The following is a 15,397-nucleotide window of genomic DNA, read 5'->3' as shown; positions in this document are numbered from 1 at the left end:
CCCCCCCCCCCCCCCCCCCCCCCCCCCCCCCCCCCCCCCCCCCCCCCCCCCCCCCCCCCCCCCCCACTCCTACAGGGTTATGCGGTGTTTGATAGATTTACTTACGGGCCACGATGACGGCACGCATCGGCGCCGGCAGTCCTTCAATCGTTTTGCTGTGATCGTCCGGATCCAGGAAGTCACTCAACGACTGATACTTCATCCACTCCGTCCCGCGCTGTTCCTCGACCGTGGTCACGCTGACGTCAACGCAGCGAACGTCCGTAAACCCGGCACGTCGCAACCACAACTCCAGCGCCGGCACCGACGGCAGGAACCACACGTTGCGCATCTGCGCATATCGGTCTTCCGGCACCAGCACCTGCTGTTGATCGCCTTCGATCACCAACGTCTCCAGCACCAGTTCACCTCCCTTGACCAGGCAATCCTTCAGCGCCAGCAAATGTTCGATCGGTGAACGGCGGTGGTAGAACACGCCCATGGAAAATACCGTGTCGAAGCCTTCCATGTTCGGTGGCAGGTCTTCGAAAGGGAACGGCAGGTGCCAGGCATTGGGTTCTGACAAGTAACGCTGCACCGCCTGGAACTGGCAGAAGAACAGCCAGTTAGGGTCGACGCCGATCACGCTGTCGGCGCCAGCACCGAGCATGCGCCACATGTAATAACCATTGCCGCACCCCACATCGAGGATGCGTTTGCCCTTGAGGTCCAGGTGCGGCGCGACCCGAGACCATTTCCAGTCCGAACGCCATTCCGTGTCGACGTGCACACCAAACAGGTCAAACGGTCCTTTGCGCCATGGCGACAACCCCATCAACGCGGTGCGCATTTGCGCGCGGGTCTCAGGGTCGCAATCGGTGTCCAGTGTCAGACCGTTCAACAAGTCGACTTCACTCGGCTGAATCTTCGGCAACGCATCCAGCGCACTTTGCCAGCGCTCCAGGTCGCCGTGGCCCTTTTCCATTTTCTTGTCGAGTTGCGCTTGCAGGGTGTTGGCCCATTCGGCCAGCGGCGTGCCGGCCAGACGGCGGGCGAGGGGGGACAGATCAATCATGGCAAGGCAATCAACGAGGCAAAGTTAAGACACTGGAACCACGGCACGACTTTCGAGAAACCGGCCGCCAACAGGCGCTCGCGGTGTTCTTCGAGGCTGTCGGGCTTCATGACGTTTTCGATGGCGCTGCGCTTCTGGGCGATTTCCAGTTCGCTGTAGCCGTTGGCGCGTTTGAACGCGACGTGCAAATCAGTGAGCAACGCATGTTCTTCGAGGTCGTTGAAGCGCAGCTTCTCCGAGAGGATCAACGCACCGCCAGGCAGCAGCGATTGGCGGATGCGCGAAAGCAACGCGGTGCGCTGGTCCGGGGCGATGAATTGCAGAGTGAAGTTCAGTGCCACCACCGAGGCGGGCTGGAATTCGAGGGCGAGGATGTCACCTTCGATCACTTCCACGGGCAGCAACTCCTGGAACATCGAGTCTTGACCGTTGAGGTATTCACGGCAGCGCTCGACCATCGCGGCGGAGTTATCCACAGCGATCACTCGGCAACCGTCGGTGCGCACGTGGCGGCGCAATGCTTGAGTCACGGCGCCCAGGGACGAGCCGAGGTCGTAGAGCACGCTGTTGGGCTGGGCGAATTGCGCGGCGAGCACGCCGAGGTTCTCGACGATGGTCGGATAACCCGGCACCGAGCGCTTGATCATGTCCGGGAACACCCGCACCACGTCCTCGTTAAAGGCGAAGTCGGGCACCTGGGCCAAAGGCTGGGCGAAAAGGCGATCGGGTTCTTTGCTCACGGCGGTTCCAGCGGCGTAGGTGGAAAAGGCCGGCATTTTAGCCAAATTGACGGGGGGATGCGCGGGTTGTCTGACGAATTCAACGCGGTTTCGGTCCAAACGCAGACGCCGCAATCCCCCATTGCCCCAGCCAGTAACTGAGAATGATCACGTAGGGCGCCGCATTGAATGGCACAGCAAAGCGACTGATGCCAATCACGCTATCGGAAAATACAAACGCCACCGCGCCACCGCGCCACCCGCCGCCAGCAGCGCCGAGCGTTTTGGCACGTCGGTCCCGAGCCGGGCCAGCGCCCGCCAGAGCATCGCACTGATGGCCAAGCCGTAGACGATCACCGGAATCAACAGTGGGCCCAGTCCGTGGGAAATCAAAATCCCCAACAGAACCGCGCCAACTCCCAAGGCAATCACCAAGGGCAACAACGCCAACCGCCGGCAATCGCTCAAGTAAGCTTTCAGATACGCCAGGTGGGCGACCAGAAATGCCCCAAGGCCAAACACAAACAAATCCCCCGGCCACGCCAGCAACACATCGCCGAGCAGGGAAAAAATCAATCCAAGGCTGATCCAGCGCCGATACTCAGTGGGCGGTGCGTCGTGCAGCCAGCCGAGCAGCGCCAAGACCGGCAACGGTTTGACCAGCAGGCACAGCAGCGCAGCGTGCACGCTCAAGCCATACAGAAAGGTCACTGCGCCCATCAGCGCCAGAATCAGCCAGCCCACGATCAGTTAACCGCAATCGCGCAATCGAAGGTTTTCACGGCCGGCACTTCCGGGGCCCATGGCTGTGAGTAGGTCAGGCGCAAGCGGCCTGTACCGGTGGCAAATGCCTGGAAGCGCCAGGTCGAAATACCGGCGCTGCCGACGATCCCGGCGTCTTCCGGGTTGCTGTACACCTCGGGGCTGAGCGCATGCAGCACGCCACCAGCCGAATCCTGGATCGACCAGCGATAACCCGTGGTCGGGTTGCTTGGCAGGGTCAGGATGAGGTTCTGTCCATTGTGCATTTGCACCGGGCATTCGCCTTGTTTTTCCACGGTCACGTTCTGTTTCGGTTGCGTGGCGCAAGCGGCCAGCAAGGTGAGGGCGAGGGGGACAAACAGGCGAGTGGGGGACATAAGGTCAGTGGCTCCGGCATTCACGACGAACGGCGAGCATAACTGAAGATGAGACAAATTGTGACGGAAGGGACTACGGGCGCGATCTTCTGGTACCTGTTCAGCGCCCGTAGAGGTGCAGTCAGGCCTATTTCGCCGTGGTGTAAGTCATGTGGCTTTGAAATTCTCCGGAAAGATCAATGCTTTTACCGGTAGTCGACGACTCCAGAGTTAGATTGAAACCAGTGACAATATGACTGGTTTGATCAGGTGAGTTGTCCAAAAGAACCAGGTTTACCGTGCCGTTGGTTGCTTTGTAATGCTCGGGGGATTGCATGCCCAGTTGATTGTTAAGCACTTCATGGAAATTCGCCGCGAGGAAGGGGCCCGCTTGCGCAAGTTCGTGAGTGCCACTTTTAATGTCTTTGCTGAAAGTAAACGACAGGTGCTTTTCGGCAGGACGGTTCCGGTTCTGATAAAAACCAATCGTCGTTTCGTTCAGGATTAAAAGTCGAATCTCCAGATCATTCGATCTGAACTCAAGCCGACCGGGCCCCATGAACGTCATGTTGCCATCCAATGCGAATAGTTCTTCGGTAGAGGGGCTGATTTTATCTGTGGTCATGTGCTAATTCCTTTTGATGATGAGCCATTCTCGAGTGGGAAGTTTGGCGATCAATTCAATAGGAGGTAACTGTCATGTCTGACAGTTACTTAGCTTTATTAGGAATAAGAGTGGTTCGCCAGCACACCTGCAGTGCAGGCATGATGGCGAACATTCATTCAGAACAAAATCTTCGCCACATCCGCAAAGCGCTTGGCAAAGTGCACGGTAATCCCTTCCTTCAGGTAGTCCGGCAGTTCGTCAAAGCTGCCACGGTTCGGCTCCGGCAGGATCAATTCGAAGATTTTCTGGCGCCGCGCCGCAATCACCTTCTCACGCACCCCGCCAATCGGTAGTACATGCCCGGTCAGCGTGAGTTCGCCGGTCATGGCGATGCCTTTTTTCGGCGCCTGGTTTCGGGCGAGCGAGAGCAGGGCGCTGGCCATGGTCACGCCGGCGCTCGGGCCGTCTTTCGGGGTGGCGCCTTCCGGGACGTGCAGGTGGACGAAGGCTTCGTCGAAGAATTTCGGATCACCGCCAAACGACTTCAGATTCGAGCTGACATAGCTGTAGGCGATTTCCGCCGACTCTTTCATCACGTCGCCCAGTTGCCCGGTGAGTTTGAAGCCACGGTTGAGCGTGTGAATGCGCGTGGCTTCGATCGGCAACGTCGCGCCGCCCATGCTGGTCCAGGCCAGGCCGGTGATCACGCCGGTGCCGGACAGCACTTGCTCGTTGCGGAACACCGGATGGCCGAGCGAGGCTTCCAGGTCTTTCGGCCCGATTTTGATCACCGCTTTCGGCTCGTCGATCAACTTCACCACGGCTTTGCGCACCAGTTTGCCCAGTTGTTTTTCCAAGTGGCGCACCCCGGCTTCGCGGGCGTAACCATCGATCAGGGCTTTGAGCGCGCTGTCGCTGATGCTCAAGCTGCCTTTGGACACGCCGGCCTTTTCCAGCTGCTTGGGCCACAGGTGACGCTTGGCGATGGCGATTTTTTCTTCGGTGATGTAACCCGACAGGCGAATCACTTCCATCCGGTCCAGCAATGGGCCGGGAATCGAATCCAGGGTGTTGGCGGTGCAGATGAACAGCACTTTCGACAGGTCCATCCGCAGGTCGAGATAGTGGTCGAGAAATTCGACGTTCTGTTCCGGGTCCAGCGTTTCCAGCAGCGCCGAGGCCGGGTCGCCCTGGTAGCTTTGGCCCATCTTGTCGATTTCGTCGAGCATGATCACCGGGTTCATCACTTCGACGTCTTTCAACGCTTGCACGAGTTTGCCCGGTTGCGCGCCGATGTAGGTGCGGCGGTGGCCCTTGATCTCGGCTTCGTCGCGCATGCCGCCGAGGCTGAAGCGGTAGAACGGCCGGCCGAGGGATTCGGCGATGGATTTGCCGACACTGGTTTTACCCACGCCCGGCGGGCCGACCAGCAAGACGATGGAACCGCTGATCTCGCCTTTATAAGCACCGACCGCAAGGAATTCGAGGATGCGGTCCTTGATGTCGTCGAGGCCGGCGTGGTGTTTGTCCAGCACCTTGCGCGCGTGCTTGAGGTCGAGTTTGTCCTCGCCGTACACACCCCACGGCACCGAAGTCGCCCAGTCGAGGTAGTTGCGGGTGACCGCGTACTCCGGCGAGCCGGTTTCGAGGATCGACAGCTTGTTCATTTCCTCTTCGATGCGTTTCTGCGCCTGGCTCGACAGCACCTTGCCTTCCAGGCGCTGCTCGAACTGTTCGATGTCGGCGCTGCGGTCGTCTTTGGTCAGCCCCAGCTCTTGCTGGATGACCTTGAGTTGTTCCTTGAGGAAGAACTCGCGCTGATGCTCGCCGATCTTGCGGTTAACTTCGGCGGAAATCTCTTTCTGCAGCCGCGCAACTTCGACTTCCTTGCGCAGCATCGGCAGGACTTTTTCCATGCGCTTGAGCATAGGCACGCAGTCGAGCACTTCTTGCAGCTCGCTGCCGGTGGCCGAGGTCAGGGCGGCGGCGAAGTCGGTCAGCGGCGACGGATCGTTGGGGCTGAAGCGGTTGAGGTAGTTTTTCAGCTCTTCGCTGTACAGCGGGTTGAGTGGCAGCAGTTCCTTGATCGCGTTGATCAGCGCCATGCCGTAGGCCTTGACCTCGTCGGTCGGCTCGGTGGGCTGGTGCGGGTATTCGACTTCCACCAGATACGGCGGGCGATGGTGTTTGAGCCAGGTGCGGATGCGCACGCGGGTCAGGCCTTGGGCGACGAATTGCAGTTTGCCGTTTTCGCGACTGGCGTGGTGCACCTTGACCAGGGTGCCGTACAGCGGCAGGGCCGAGGTGTCGAAATGGCGCGGATCTTCCTGGGGCGTGTCCATGTAGAACAGGGCCAGGGAGTGGTGATCGGATTTACTCACAAGATCCAGCGTTTCAGCCCACGGTTCTTCATTGACGATGACCGGCAGCACTTGGGCCGGGAAGAACGGGCGGTTGTGGATCGGGATGATGTAGACCTTGTCCGGCAGGTTCTGGCCGGGCAGGGCGAGGCCTTTGCCGGTGGAATGGTGTTCGGCGTTCTCTGGGTCGGCGTATTCGCTCGGGTCTTCAGGGAATTCTTGCTGGTCGCTCATGGGGCACCTGCGCAATGGGGTATGGGTCTTAGATGGGGCAGGTGGGGGGTGGTTTCAATGGGGCAGGATATTTCTGGGTGTGTGTTCAGGGTTTGGACAGGTGCTTTTGACTTGGCGGCCTTTGGGCCGACCATGTTCTTGGGGGTTGGGTACATATCCGTTTCTGCGGCAACGGCCACTTATGGTTTCGCCCTTACGGCGAGTCCCTTTTGTCAAACGCCACAAAAGGAACCAAAAAGTCTCGCCCCAAGCGTCCGGCCCCTCGCTAAGGCTCGGCGTACCTTCGCTCCGGTATCCATCCGGGGACACTGCCCTCCGGTCTGCTTCGCGACGACCTACATGCAGCGTGTTCGACTGCGTCGAACGGCGCTACGCGCCACTCCCCGGATGAACACCTCCACTCAGCCTCCCGAAGGGGCGGGTGGATCAAGATCAAGAGCTGCAGGCGAGCTAACGCTCGGCCTGATGAGTGGTGAGAATCAAAAGCTGTACGCTGAATTCTTGTAGGAGCGAGGCTTGCCCGCGAAGGCGGCCTGACAGCCGACCAATCTCTTGCAGATACCCACATTCCACTGTAGGAGTGAGCCTGCTCGCGATGGCGGAGTGTCAGACGACATTGATGTTGAATGACACACCGCCATCGCGGGCAAGCCTCGCTCCTACAGGGGATCAGCAGTGTGGCGCAGGTTTTGTGATGGCGACGTTATCGAGCATCCGGTTCGCCGCCAGTTCCGCCAGCATCACGATCTGCTGAATCGCCATTGCCTTGTGCCGATGCGGGCCTTCCAGATAGTCCGCGAAATCACTCGCCATCACGCTGGCCTGGGCCAATGACTCGCAGGTGTGGGCCAGCAGGTCTTCGTCCTTGATATCCGGAGCAATCAAAAACATCGTGCTGGGTTTGCGGGTAGCAGGGGATTTGAGGGCTGCTGGGTTGAGGTAGTGATCCAATGCGCGCTCGGCGGCATCGTGGAGTTTTTTGGAGTCGAGGGATTCGTAGGGGGAAACGTCGTCGGTTTGCGGGGGATTCGGGGTTTCTTTGAACATGGTGAAGCTCCAAGTAAGTAATGGAGCCGCCACTGATCGCCGCGACGCGATGGTAGGTGGCAGCTGTACGCAGGTTCGCGGACCGAGCTACTTGGAAACCCGGCATACCCGAGGGTATCCCGCGCACAGCCACCATAAGACCAAACGACACGCACAGAAGGCTGGTCGGTTGAGGCGGGTGATTATGCACCAAGTAAGCTGATTCAGGCCGCGACGCCCGGTCGCTGATGTGCAGCGACTCCGAAAGCCTATCCCCCTGGCTTCCGACAAGACAACCGCCAGAACTTGTCGGAATCCTCCTCCATAAAAGTCACGGCTGTAGGACGCTGGCAAAAAAATTCAGGCCCGACACGACCCAATGTGGGAGCGAGCCTGCTCGCGAAGGCTGTTTAACATTCGACATTGAAGTCGTCTGACTCACCGCTTTCGCGAGCAGGCTCGCTCCCACAGGGAAACAGTTCACACCGGGGATCAGCAGTGTGGCGCAGGTTTGGGTACGGCGACGTTATCGAGCATCCGGTTCGCCGCCAGTTCCGCCAGCATCACGATCTGCTGAATCGCCATCGCCTTGTGCCGGTGCGGGCCTTCCAGATAGTCCGCGAAATCACTCGCCATCACGCTGGCCTGGGCCAATGACTCGCAGGTGTGGGCGAGCAGCTCTTCGTCCTTGATATCCGGAGCAATCAAAAACATCGTGCTGGGTTTGCGGTTAGCAGGGGATTTGAGGGCGGCGGGGTTGAGGTAGTGATCCAATGCGCGCTCGGCGGCATCGCGGAGTTTTTTGGAGTCGAGGGATTTGTAGGGGGAAACGTCGTCGTTTTGCGGGGGATTCGGGTTTTCTTTGAGCATGGTGAAGCTCCATTCGGGGACTGGAAGTTCGCCACGACTGCGACCAAGCAGTTGGGTGGCGAACCATACGCAGGTTGGTCGACCAGGGAATGGAACCCGGCAGGGCCGGAGCCCTCCCACGCACAGCTCGCCATGAAGCAAGCACGAAAAGTGCGCCATTCTAAACCCGGGCGACCAAACCCGGCCGCTGAATTTGCAGCGACCCCGAAAGCCTATCGAACGGGCTTCTGACACGCCAACCGATAGAACTTGTCGGAATCCTCCGCCAGAACAGCAACGGTTGTAGGGCGTTGGAAAAAATATTCAGGCCCGACACGACCCAATGTGGGAGCGAGCCTGCTCGCGATAGCTGTTTAACATTCAACATCCTGGGTGGCTGACAGCCCGCTATCGCGAGCAGGCTCACTCCTACATTTTGATGTGCAGCGATGCAAAAAAAAGGCGACCCCCTCGCAGGAGTCGCCTTTCCTTTAACCGCCGCTAAACCTTATTCGGACAGTTTGTACGCAATCACATAGTCACCTTGCTTGGTGCCCAGCGACCCATGACCGCCCGCAACGACGAGCACGTATTGCTTGCCGTCCTTGCCGGTGTAGGTCATTGGCGTGGTTTGTGCGCCGGCAGGCAGGCGGCCTTCCCACAGCTGCTTGCCGTTTTTCACGTCGTAGGCGCGCAGGTACTGGTCGAGGGTGCCGCTCAGGAAGCCAACGCCGCCAGCGGTGGTGAAGGTGCCGCCCAGGCTAGGCACGCCCATGCTCAGCGGGATCGGAACCGGTGAGCTGTCGCGCACGGTGCCGTTTTTGTGTTTCCAGATGGTTTTTTGGGTGGTCAGGTCGACCGCGGCCACATAACCCCAGGCCGGCGCCTGGCACGGCAGGCCCATTGGCGAGAGCAGGGCTTCGAGGACGACGCCGTAAGGCGCGCCTTTGTTCGGCTGCACGCCTTCGGTTTCGCTTTTACGCGGGCCTTGGGCGGCGATTTCGGCGGCCGGGATCATTTTCGATTTGAACGCCATGTAGCTCGGGTTCACGAAAGCGATCTGACGCACCGGGTCAACCGCGATGCCGCCCCAGTCGAACACGCCGAAGTTGCCGGGATAAACGATCGATCCCTGCAACGATGGCGGCGTGAACGGGCCGTCGTAGCGCATGGATTTGAAGTCGATCCGGCAGATCAGTTGGTCGAACGGGGTCACGCCCCACATGTCGCGCTCTTGCAGCGGCGGCGGCATCAGGTTGAGGTCGGATTTGGGTTGGGTCGGCGAGGTGTGATCACCAGCGACAGCGCCTTGGGGCACCGGCACTTCGTTGATCGGCACAATCGGCTTGCCGGTGCTGCGGTCCAGCACGTAAATGCTGCCTTGCTTGGTCGAAGCGAGTACCGCTGGCTTCACACCGTCAGCGGTTTTCAGGTCCATCAGGGTAGGCTGGCCACCGACGTCCATGTCCCACAGGTCATGGTGGGTGAACTGCATGTGCCAGCGCACCTGGCCGGTCGCGATGTCGAGGGCGGTCAGGCCGGCGGCGTGCAGTTCCGACTCAGGGGTGCGATCGCCACCGAACTGGTCCGGGGTCTGGTTGCCCATCGGCAGGTAAAGCATGCCGAGCTTTTCGTCGACGGCGAACATGGACCACATGTTCGGCGAGTTGCGCGTGTAGACCTGGCCTTCGGCAATCGGCGTGGTGTCGTCCGGGTTACCGCTGTCCCAGTTCCACACCAGTTTGCCGGTGTGCACGTCGAACGCGCGGATGACGCCGCTGGGTTCGTCGGTAGAAACGTTGTCGGTGACGTGGCCGCCGATCACCACCAGGTCTTTAGTGACCGCTGGAGGCGAGGTGGAGTAGTAACCGCCGGCATTGAAGCCGCCGATGTTGGCAGTCAAGTCGACCTGGCCTTTGTCGCCGAAGTCTTCGCACATCTTGCCGGTGTCGGCGTCGAGGGCGATCAGGCGGGTGTCGGCGGTCGGCAGGAAGATCCGGCGTGGGCAGACGGTGCTGACCGGCGCAGGGCTGGCGGTGCCGGTCGGGCTTTGCTCGGACGCGTAGACGGCGTCATCGTGATAGGTCACGCCACGGCATGTCATGTGCGCCCAACCCTTGAAGTTCGCCGCGTTTTGCGTGGAGAGCTTCGGATCGAAACGCCAGATTTCCTTGCCGGTGTCCGGGTCCAGCGCGATCACCTGGCTGTGCGGCGTGCACACGTAGAGCATGCCGTTGACTTTCAGCGGGGTGTTTTCGGCGGTGGTTTCACCCGGATCGTTCGGCCCTGGCAGGTCGCCAGTGCGATAGGTCCAGGCGGGAACGAGCTTGTTCACGTTCTGCGGGGTGATCTGCGCCAGTGGAGAGTAACGATCACCATGAGCGCTGCGACCGTAGGAATTCCAGTCACCGTCGGGCATGGCCGGGGCGGTGTTGGTCATGCCGGGCACGCTGTCGCGGTCCAGTTCGCCTTTGATTTCACCCGGGTTGGTGAACTGGCTGGCCAGTGCGGCAACGCCCGCGAGTACCACTGCCACGCTCAGTGCGCCAGTGCCCATCGGCGCAGGGCCGGTGATCAGCAACGGACGGCGGAACCACGGCAGCAACATGACGAGGCCCAGCGCAAACAGCATCGCCAGGCGCGGCACCAGTTGCCACCAATCGAGGCCGACTTCCCACAAGGCCCACACGGTACTGGCGAACAGCACCAGTGCGTAGAGGCCCAGTGCAGCGCGGCGGGCCAGGATCAGCAGCACGCCGGTCAGCGTCAGGCCGATACCGGCCAGCAGGTAATACAACGAGCCGCCGAGCAGGCTCAGCTTGATCCCGCCGGCCAGCATGGCCAGGCCCATTAGCAGAAGCAGAATGCCGAGCAGGGTCGGCAGTAGACGGCTTCGACTCAAAGCACCATCAGTGCTCATAGTGTGGTTCTCCGTGACGTTTCAAGTAGTCCCGCGCAAGTTCACTGTAGATGACGATCCTGTGCGGGCATGGTTCAGATAAAAAAGGTTCGGTTGGTGCGTTCCCTGCAGGAGCGAGCCTGCTCGCGAAAGCGATGGGACAGTCGGCATTGATGTTCAGGCTGACGGCCCTTCGCGAGCAGGCTCGCTCCCACAGGTTTTGTGTGTGTCTTAAAAGGACGAGGTGATTTTTATCCCGCCAATCAGCGCGTCATCGACCTTGTCCACGCCACCGGGGTGGCGGATGTATTGCAGGTTCGGGCGCACGGTCAGCCAGTTCGTGACGTGCACGCCGTAATAGAGTTCGGCGCTGTATTCGGTGTCCTGAGGCGGCAGGAACGAGGGATCGTCGTAGTCATGGACGACGCGGGCCTGGTTGGTCGCTTCGGCGTTCTTGCGATAGGCCGGGTTGACGTGAACCCGGGCGAGGGCAAAGCCGATGTCGTCCTTGGCGCGCGCATCGAACAGGCCTTTGTAGACGACGCCGGCCTGGACATAGTTGTCGATGGCGTTGGTTTTCTTGTCGTGCATCGTGCCGTTGGCGAACACGCTCAGGCCGCGCGAATTGTCGCTGGCGCGGCTGGTGATCTGCTGCTGCACACCCAGCCACACGCCGTGCTTGCTCGATGCGCTGCGGTAAGCCTCGCCGCTCAGGGCTGCCGGCTGACCATTGCTGTCCTTGTAGGCATCCGTGGCCTTGGCGTTGCTGTAGTAATAACCGGCGCGGTATTCGCCCGGCAGGCCGTTGAGTGTTGGTGACCACACCAGTTCGACCGGCAGAATCGCGCCCTGGGTGCCGCTGCCGCTGAGCTTGAAGCCGTTGCCGCGATCAAGGTTCGACGGGTTTTGCTCATACGCGCCGATTTGCGCGTAGAGCTCCGGCGTCAGGTGATATTTCACCCGCATTGCCCACTGGCTGACGGGCCAGTTGTACCAGATGCCGCCGACCCAGTTACCGACCTGCGAGCCACAAAACGCCAGGTTCTGGAAGTCGCATGGGAAGCTGTTGAAGTCTTCGCCTTCGCCGAAGCGGCCGACTTTGATGTCGAGTTTCTGGTCGAAAAATTTCTGCTGGTACCACATCTGCGTCAGGCGCCAGGTTTGCCCACGGCCCCAGACTTCCTGCGCCGAAGTGAAACCGCCGACACGCGGATCGTTGATCCGGTCGTTGCTGATGTTGTTGCCATTGCGCTCGGTGATGGTCAGCTGAAATTCAGCGTCGTCCCAGCCGAGGATTTTCTGCAAGTCCAGGTGCGTGCCGAAACCGAACTGGTCGCTGTAGCGTGCGGTGCGGTCGTGGTCGTAGCCGCCGTGCAGATTGCTGCCCATTTCGCCGGTGTAATCGACTTTGAAGTCGTAGCCTTTTTCCGAAAGTTCGGTGCGCGTGCCATTCCAGTCGCCGAGCATCCAGGGCGATTCGCTATCGAAGGCGGGCGCGGCCTGGGTGCAGGTAGCCAGGCCAAAAGCAGTGAAACCACCGATCAGGTTCAGGGCTTTTCGACTGGCAATAGCGATGCAGACAGCGCTGTCTCGCGGAGTTGGGAAATCAGGCATAGAGAAGGAATTCTTGATCTTTTCTGGGGGGTGAACTGAAAGCGGCACTATGTCGCGCCTGGATGAAGCGTTTCAGCTTGACGGGCGCAAGGATAATGTTCTGTTACAAATAGAGAAAGCGCTTTTCGTGACATGAATTATTTCGTATTCGGTAACAGTGCCGGACAGCGATCGGTTCAAGTTCACCTACATTTACCAGAGAGCGCACAGAGCGCTTCCACCCGGCGACACCCTCGGCTAAGGTGCGCGGCTTCCAATCCCCTTCATCGCTCAAAGGCCCGGCATGACCGAACAGAACAACAACCCGCTGCACGGCGTGACGCTGGAGCAAATCCTCAACGCCCTGGTGGAACATTACGAATGGTCGGGGCTGGCCGAGCGCATTGATATCCGCTGTTTCAAGAGTGACCCGAGCATCAAGTCGAGCCTGACCTTCCTGCGTAAAACCCCATGGGCGCGGGAGAAGGTTGAACGCTTGTACGTGAAGCTGATGCGCACCAAGCGCCCGCTCTGAACATGGGCTTTCTGTCGACGCCAGGTTCTGCCGCGAGGCGTCGTTTTGTGGCAGTGGCCGCTGTGCTGGGCTGGGCCGGGCTGGCCATTCAGTTGTACCTGATTCTGTACTCGCGCTGGACACTGGAAGCGAGCTTGATCGGTGGGCTGCTGAGCTTTTTCAGCTATTTCACCGTGCTGACCAATACGTTGGTGGCGACCGTGTTGACCTGCGAATGGACGTCCCGTGAGTCGGCGGCGCGACGCTGGTTCTTGCAGCCGTGGGTCAGTAGCGCCATTGCCGTGAGCATCGTGGTCGTCGGTCTGGCGTACAGCCTGTTGTTGCGCCATTTGTGGCATCCCGAAGGCTGGCAGTTTCTGGCCGATGAGTTGATGCACGACGTCATGCCGCTGCTGTTCCTGGCGTATTGGTGGTGGTGCGTGCCCAAGGGCACGTTGCGCCTGCGGCATCTCGGGTTGTGGGTGATCTATCCGCTGGTGTATTTCGCCTATTCATTGCTGAGGGGGCATGAGTTGGCGGTTTATCCCTATCCGTTCATTGACGTCGGCACCTTGGGTTATCCACAGGTGTTTTTGAATGCGGGTGGATTGTTGGCGGGGTTTGTGGTGATTGCTCTGATAATGATCGCATTGGACCGGTGGCGCGGTCGGTGAATACTGAGGGTGATGTGAAGGGCTTTTGTGGCGAGGGAGCTTGCTCCCGCCGCGCCGCGAAGCGTCGCTAAAACCTGCAACCGAGTTTTAACCAGTACACCGAGTGAGCGGATTTTGGGCGGCGTTGCAGCCCGGCGGGAGCAAGCTCCCTCGCCACAGGAAGGTTGCCAGCCTTCGGTCACTCCTCGTCGCTGCCCTCCGCCCGCCAGTACCCCACGGCCTTGACGAATTGTTCATTCAAACCGTGCTCATCAAGCAGCACACGACGAATCTGCCGTGACACCTTGGTCTCGGTCGCCACCCACGCATACAGGTTGCCGCTCGGCACTTGCAGCTGCTTCACGGTGGTCAGCAAGTTGTCTTTGCCACCCTCGCGCAAGACCCAGATCACATTGACCTGCGCGGCGCTTTCCAGGCGTTGCTGCTCGGCGCCGTTCTCCACTTCCACAATTACCAGCGCACGACGATTGGCCGCCAGACCTTCGAGCCGGCGGGCGATGGCGGGCAGGGCGGTTTCGTCACCGATCAGCAAATAGCTGTCGAACATGTCCGGCACGATCATCGAGCCACGCGGCCCGCCGATGTGCAGGAACTGGCCGGGCGTGGCCTGCTCGGCCCAGGTCGAGGCGGGGCCGTCGCCATGCAGGACAAAATCGATGTCCAGTTCCAGGGTGTCGAGGTCGTAGCGACGCGGCGTGTAGTCGCGCATCGCCGGCATCGGCCCGTTGTCTTTGCCGGCACCGAGTACCAGGGTTTCCAGCGCGGCGTGTTCGGCTGCGTTTTGCGGGAACAGCAGTTTGACGTGGTCGTCCGTGCCCAAGCTGACGAAGCCGGCCAGCTCCGGGCCACCCAGGGTGATCCGACGCATCCGCGGGGTCAGGTCAACCACCCGCAGCACTTGCAGACGACGGCGTTTGATCTCGTGCATGACACGGTGAATGGTGTGCACAACTTCAGTCATTCGGCTTTCTCCTGGACGGGTTGAACGGCAGGGCCATCGACGATGGCTTTGGCGGTGTTGTTGAGCAGGTCGCGAACCCGCAGGATTTCTTCCGGGCTCCAGCGGCCGTGATGCATTTGCAGGGCGTGACGCAAGTTGTGCACCGCCTCGTGGATCTCGGCCGGACGATCATGGCCGCGCAATGAGCGCTTGCTGACCTCGATGCGCATTCGCACGCCGTCCAGCGCAATAGCCTGTTCGGTCAATGACAGACGTCCGGCGTCGGTGATGGTGTAGCGTTTTTTGCCGCCCTCGGCATCGCCCAGGATCATTTCGCTTTCTTCGAGAAAGGTCAGGGTCGGGTAGATCACACCGGGGCTGGGGCAGTAGGCGCCGTCAAACATGCTTTCGATCTGGCGGATCAGGTCATAGCCGTGGCAGGGCTGCTCCGCGATCAACGCCAACAGCAGCAGTTTCAGGTCGCCGGGGGCGAACACCCGGGGGCCGCGGCCGCCGCGTTCACGGCCGGGGCCTGGGCGTTTTTCGAAGCCGTCGCGGCTGTCGCTGTGGTCGCGATGGGAATGATGGTCTCTCATTTCTGCGTCTTCTCTCGTCGTGTTTAGATACAACTTAAGATATATCTTTAGGCTGGCGCAACCGTTCTGGACCAACGGTCGTTCTCGGCCACCGCTGGAGGTCCAGACGCGATCAGCGATGAGGAATGCGGTATCGGTTGCTCTTTTAGAGCAATTGAACTAATCATGAAAGTTCATCGATTGATAATTATTCCACTGTCGCAAAGATAAGTAG

At 60.1% G+C, this 15,397-nt stretch carries 13 protein-coding genes and 1 pseudogene; 2 read left to right on the top strand and 12 right to left on the bottom strand.

Annotated features, from left to right (window positions below):
• Positions 1–97: 97 nt before the first annotated feature.
• The 10 genes and pseudogenes from cmoB to AC1ROI_RS28495 all read right to left on the bottom strand — a co-directional run bounded on the left by cmoB (position 98) and on the right by AC1ROI_RS28495 (position 12,480).
• The gene (gene cmoB / locus AC1ROI_RS28540) at positions 98–1,054 is read right to left on the bottom strand and encodes a tRNA 5-methoxyuridine(34)/uridine 5-oxyacetic acid(34) synthase CmoB (RefSeq protein WP_010457799.1); all 957 of its coding nucleotides are present in this window, start codon (positions 1,052–1,054) and stop codon (positions 98–100) included.
• A complete protein-coding gene (gene cmoA / locus AC1ROI_RS28535; protein WP_154501569.1) occupies positions 1,051–1,830 on the bottom strand; it encodes a carboxy-S-adenosyl-L-methionine synthase CmoA in 780 nt (259 codons plus the stop codon). The genes cmoB and cmoA overlap by 4 nt, the downstream gene beginning before the upstream one ends.
• Before the next feature lie 43 nt (positions 1,831–1,873).
• Positions 1,874–2,517 (bottom strand): annotated as a pseudogene (locus tag AC1ROI_RS28530) (lysoplasmalogenase).
• Positions 2,518–2,519: 2 nt separating this feature from the next.
• Positions 2,520–2,912 (bottom strand): protease inhibitor I42 family protein, encoded by a 393-nt coding sequence (locus AC1ROI_RS28525; RefSeq protein WP_010457792.1) that lies wholly within the window; start codon positions 2,910–2,912, stop codon positions 2,520–2,522.
• A gap of 127 nt (positions 2,913–3,039) precedes the next feature.
• Entirely contained in the window at positions 3,040–3,516 is a 477-nt protein-coding gene (locus tag AC1ROI_RS28520; RefSeq protein ID WP_102595876.1) for a hypothetical protein, read from the bottom strand.
• A 158-nt stretch (positions 3,517–3,674) separates the two neighbouring features.
• Entirely contained in the window at positions 3,675–6,092 is a 2,418-nt protein-coding gene (gene lon / locus AC1ROI_RS28515) for an endopeptidase La (protein ID WP_010457788.1), read from the bottom strand.
• 669 nt (positions 6,093–6,761) lie between these two features.
• On the bottom strand, positions 6,762–7,139 hold the full coding sequence (locus AC1ROI_RS28510) for a DUF6124 family protein (RefSeq protein WP_102594192.1): 378 nt from the start codon (positions 7,137–7,139) through the stop codon (positions 6,762–6,764).
• 471 nt (positions 7,140–7,610) lie between these two features.
• Positions 7,611–7,988, bottom strand: a complete 378-nt coding sequence (locus tag AC1ROI_RS28505; protein WP_102594191.1) for a DUF6124 family protein — start codon at positions 7,986–7,988, stop codon at positions 7,611–7,613.
• Between the two features lie 487 nt (positions 7,989–8,475).
• Positions 8,476–10,887, bottom strand: a complete 2,412-nt coding sequence (locus AC1ROI_RS28500) for a glucose/quinate/shikimate family membrane-bound PQQ-dependent dehydrogenase (protein ID WP_083375822.1) — start codon at positions 10,885–10,887, stop codon at positions 8,476–8,478.
• A gap of 210 nt (positions 10,888–11,097) precedes the next feature.
• On the bottom strand, positions 11,098–12,480 hold the full coding sequence (locus AC1ROI_RS28495) for a carbohydrate porin (RefSeq protein ID WP_102594190.1): 1,383 nt from the start codon (positions 12,478–12,480) through the stop codon (positions 11,098–11,100).
• A 283-nt stretch (positions 12,481–12,763) separates the two neighbouring features.
• Here AC1ROI_RS28495 and AC1ROI_RS28490 point away from each other — a divergent pair, with 283 nt between their 5' ends.
• Both AC1ROI_RS28490 and AC1ROI_RS28485 read left to right on the top strand, forming a co-directional pair.
• Positions 12,764–12,994 (top strand): VF530 family protein, encoded by a 231-nt coding sequence (locus AC1ROI_RS28490; RefSeq protein ID WP_007903672.1) that lies wholly within the window; start codon positions 12,764–12,766, stop codon positions 12,992–12,994.
• 2 nt (positions 12,995–12,996) lie between these two features.
• On the top strand, positions 12,997–13,647 hold the full coding sequence (locus tag AC1ROI_RS28485; RefSeq protein ID WP_102594189.1) for a Pr6Pr family membrane protein: 651 nt from the start codon (positions 12,997–12,999) through the stop codon (positions 13,645–13,647).
• Positions 13,648–13,825: 178 nt separating this feature from the next.
• Here AC1ROI_RS28485 and AC1ROI_RS28480 read toward each other — a convergent pair whose 3' ends face one another.
• Together AC1ROI_RS28480 and AC1ROI_RS28475 are read right to left on the bottom strand one after the other, a co-directional pair.
• Positions 13,826–14,608 carry a siderophore-interacting protein gene (locus tag AC1ROI_RS28480; RefSeq protein ID WP_010457772.1) on the bottom strand — a complete coding sequence of 261 codons (783 nt, stop codon included), beginning with the start codon at positions 14,606–14,608 and terminating at the stop codon, positions 13,826–13,828.
• Complete coding sequence (locus AC1ROI_RS28475; protein ID WP_010457769.1) at positions 14,605–15,183, bottom strand: PadR family transcriptional regulator; 579 nt, start codon at positions 15,181–15,183, stop codon at positions 14,605–14,607. Before AC1ROI_RS28475 ends, AC1ROI_RS28480 begins: the two co-directional genes overlap by 4 nt.
• Positions 15,184–15,397: the final 214 nt, after the last annotated feature.

Source organism: Pseudomonas sp. GW823-FHT02C02, from assembly GCF_058797635.1.
Note: the sequence above shows the minus strand (reverse complement) of the source record. Positions and strands in the feature narration are given on the sequence as shown.

Bases quoted from the DNA above. Each gene is read 5' to 3' on its own strand.
- AC1ROI_RS28525 (WP_010457792.1), bottom strand. From the start codon at position 2,912: ATGTCCCCCACTCGCCTGTTTGTCCCCCTCGCCCTCACCTTGCTGGCC.
- cmoB (WP_010457799.1), bottom strand. From the start codon at position 1,054: ATGATTGATCTGTCCCCCCTCGCCCGCCGTCTGGCCGGCACGCCGCTG.
- AC1ROI_RS28475 (WP_010457769.1), bottom strand. From the start codon at position 15,183: ATGAGAGACCATCATTCCCATCGCGACCACAGCGACAGCCGCGACGGC.
- AC1ROI_RS28485 (WP_102594189.1), top strand. From the start codon at position 12,997: ATGGGCTTTCTGTCGACGCCAGGTTCTGCCGCGAGGCGTCGTTTTGTG.
- AC1ROI_RS28495 (WP_102594190.1), bottom strand. From the start codon at position 12,480: ATGCCTGATTTCCCAACTCCGCGAGACAGCGCTGTCTGCATCGCTATT.
- AC1ROI_RS28500 (WP_083375822.1), bottom strand. From the start codon at position 10,887: ATGAGCACTGATGGTGCTTTGAGTCGAAGCCGTCTACTGCCGACCCTG.
- AC1ROI_RS28490 (WP_007903672.1), top strand. From the start codon at position 12,764: ATGACCGAACAGAACAACAACCCGCTGCACGGCGTGACGCTGGAGCAA.
- AC1ROI_RS28505 (WP_102594191.1), bottom strand. From the start codon at position 7,988: ATGCTCAAAGAAAACCCGAATCCCCCGCAAAACGACGACGTTTCCCCC.
- cmoA (WP_154501569.1), bottom strand. From the start codon at position 1,830: ATGCCGGCCTTTTCCACCTACGCCGCTGGAACCGCCGTGAGCAAAGAA.
- AC1ROI_RS28510 (WP_102594192.1), bottom strand. From the start codon at position 7,139: ATGTTCAAAGAAACCCCGAATCCCCCGCAAACCGACGACGTTTCCCCC.
- AC1ROI_RS28480 (WP_010457772.1), bottom strand. From the start codon at position 14,608: ATGACTGAAGTTGTGCACACCATTCACCGTGTCATGCACGAGATCAAA.
- lon (WP_010457788.1), bottom strand. From the start codon at position 6,092: ATGAGCGACCAGCAAGAATTCCCTGAAGACCCGAGCGAATACGCCGAC.
- AC1ROI_RS28520 (WP_102595876.1), bottom strand. From the start codon at position 3,516: ATGACCACAGATAAAATCAGCCCCTCTACCGAAGAACTATTCGCATTG.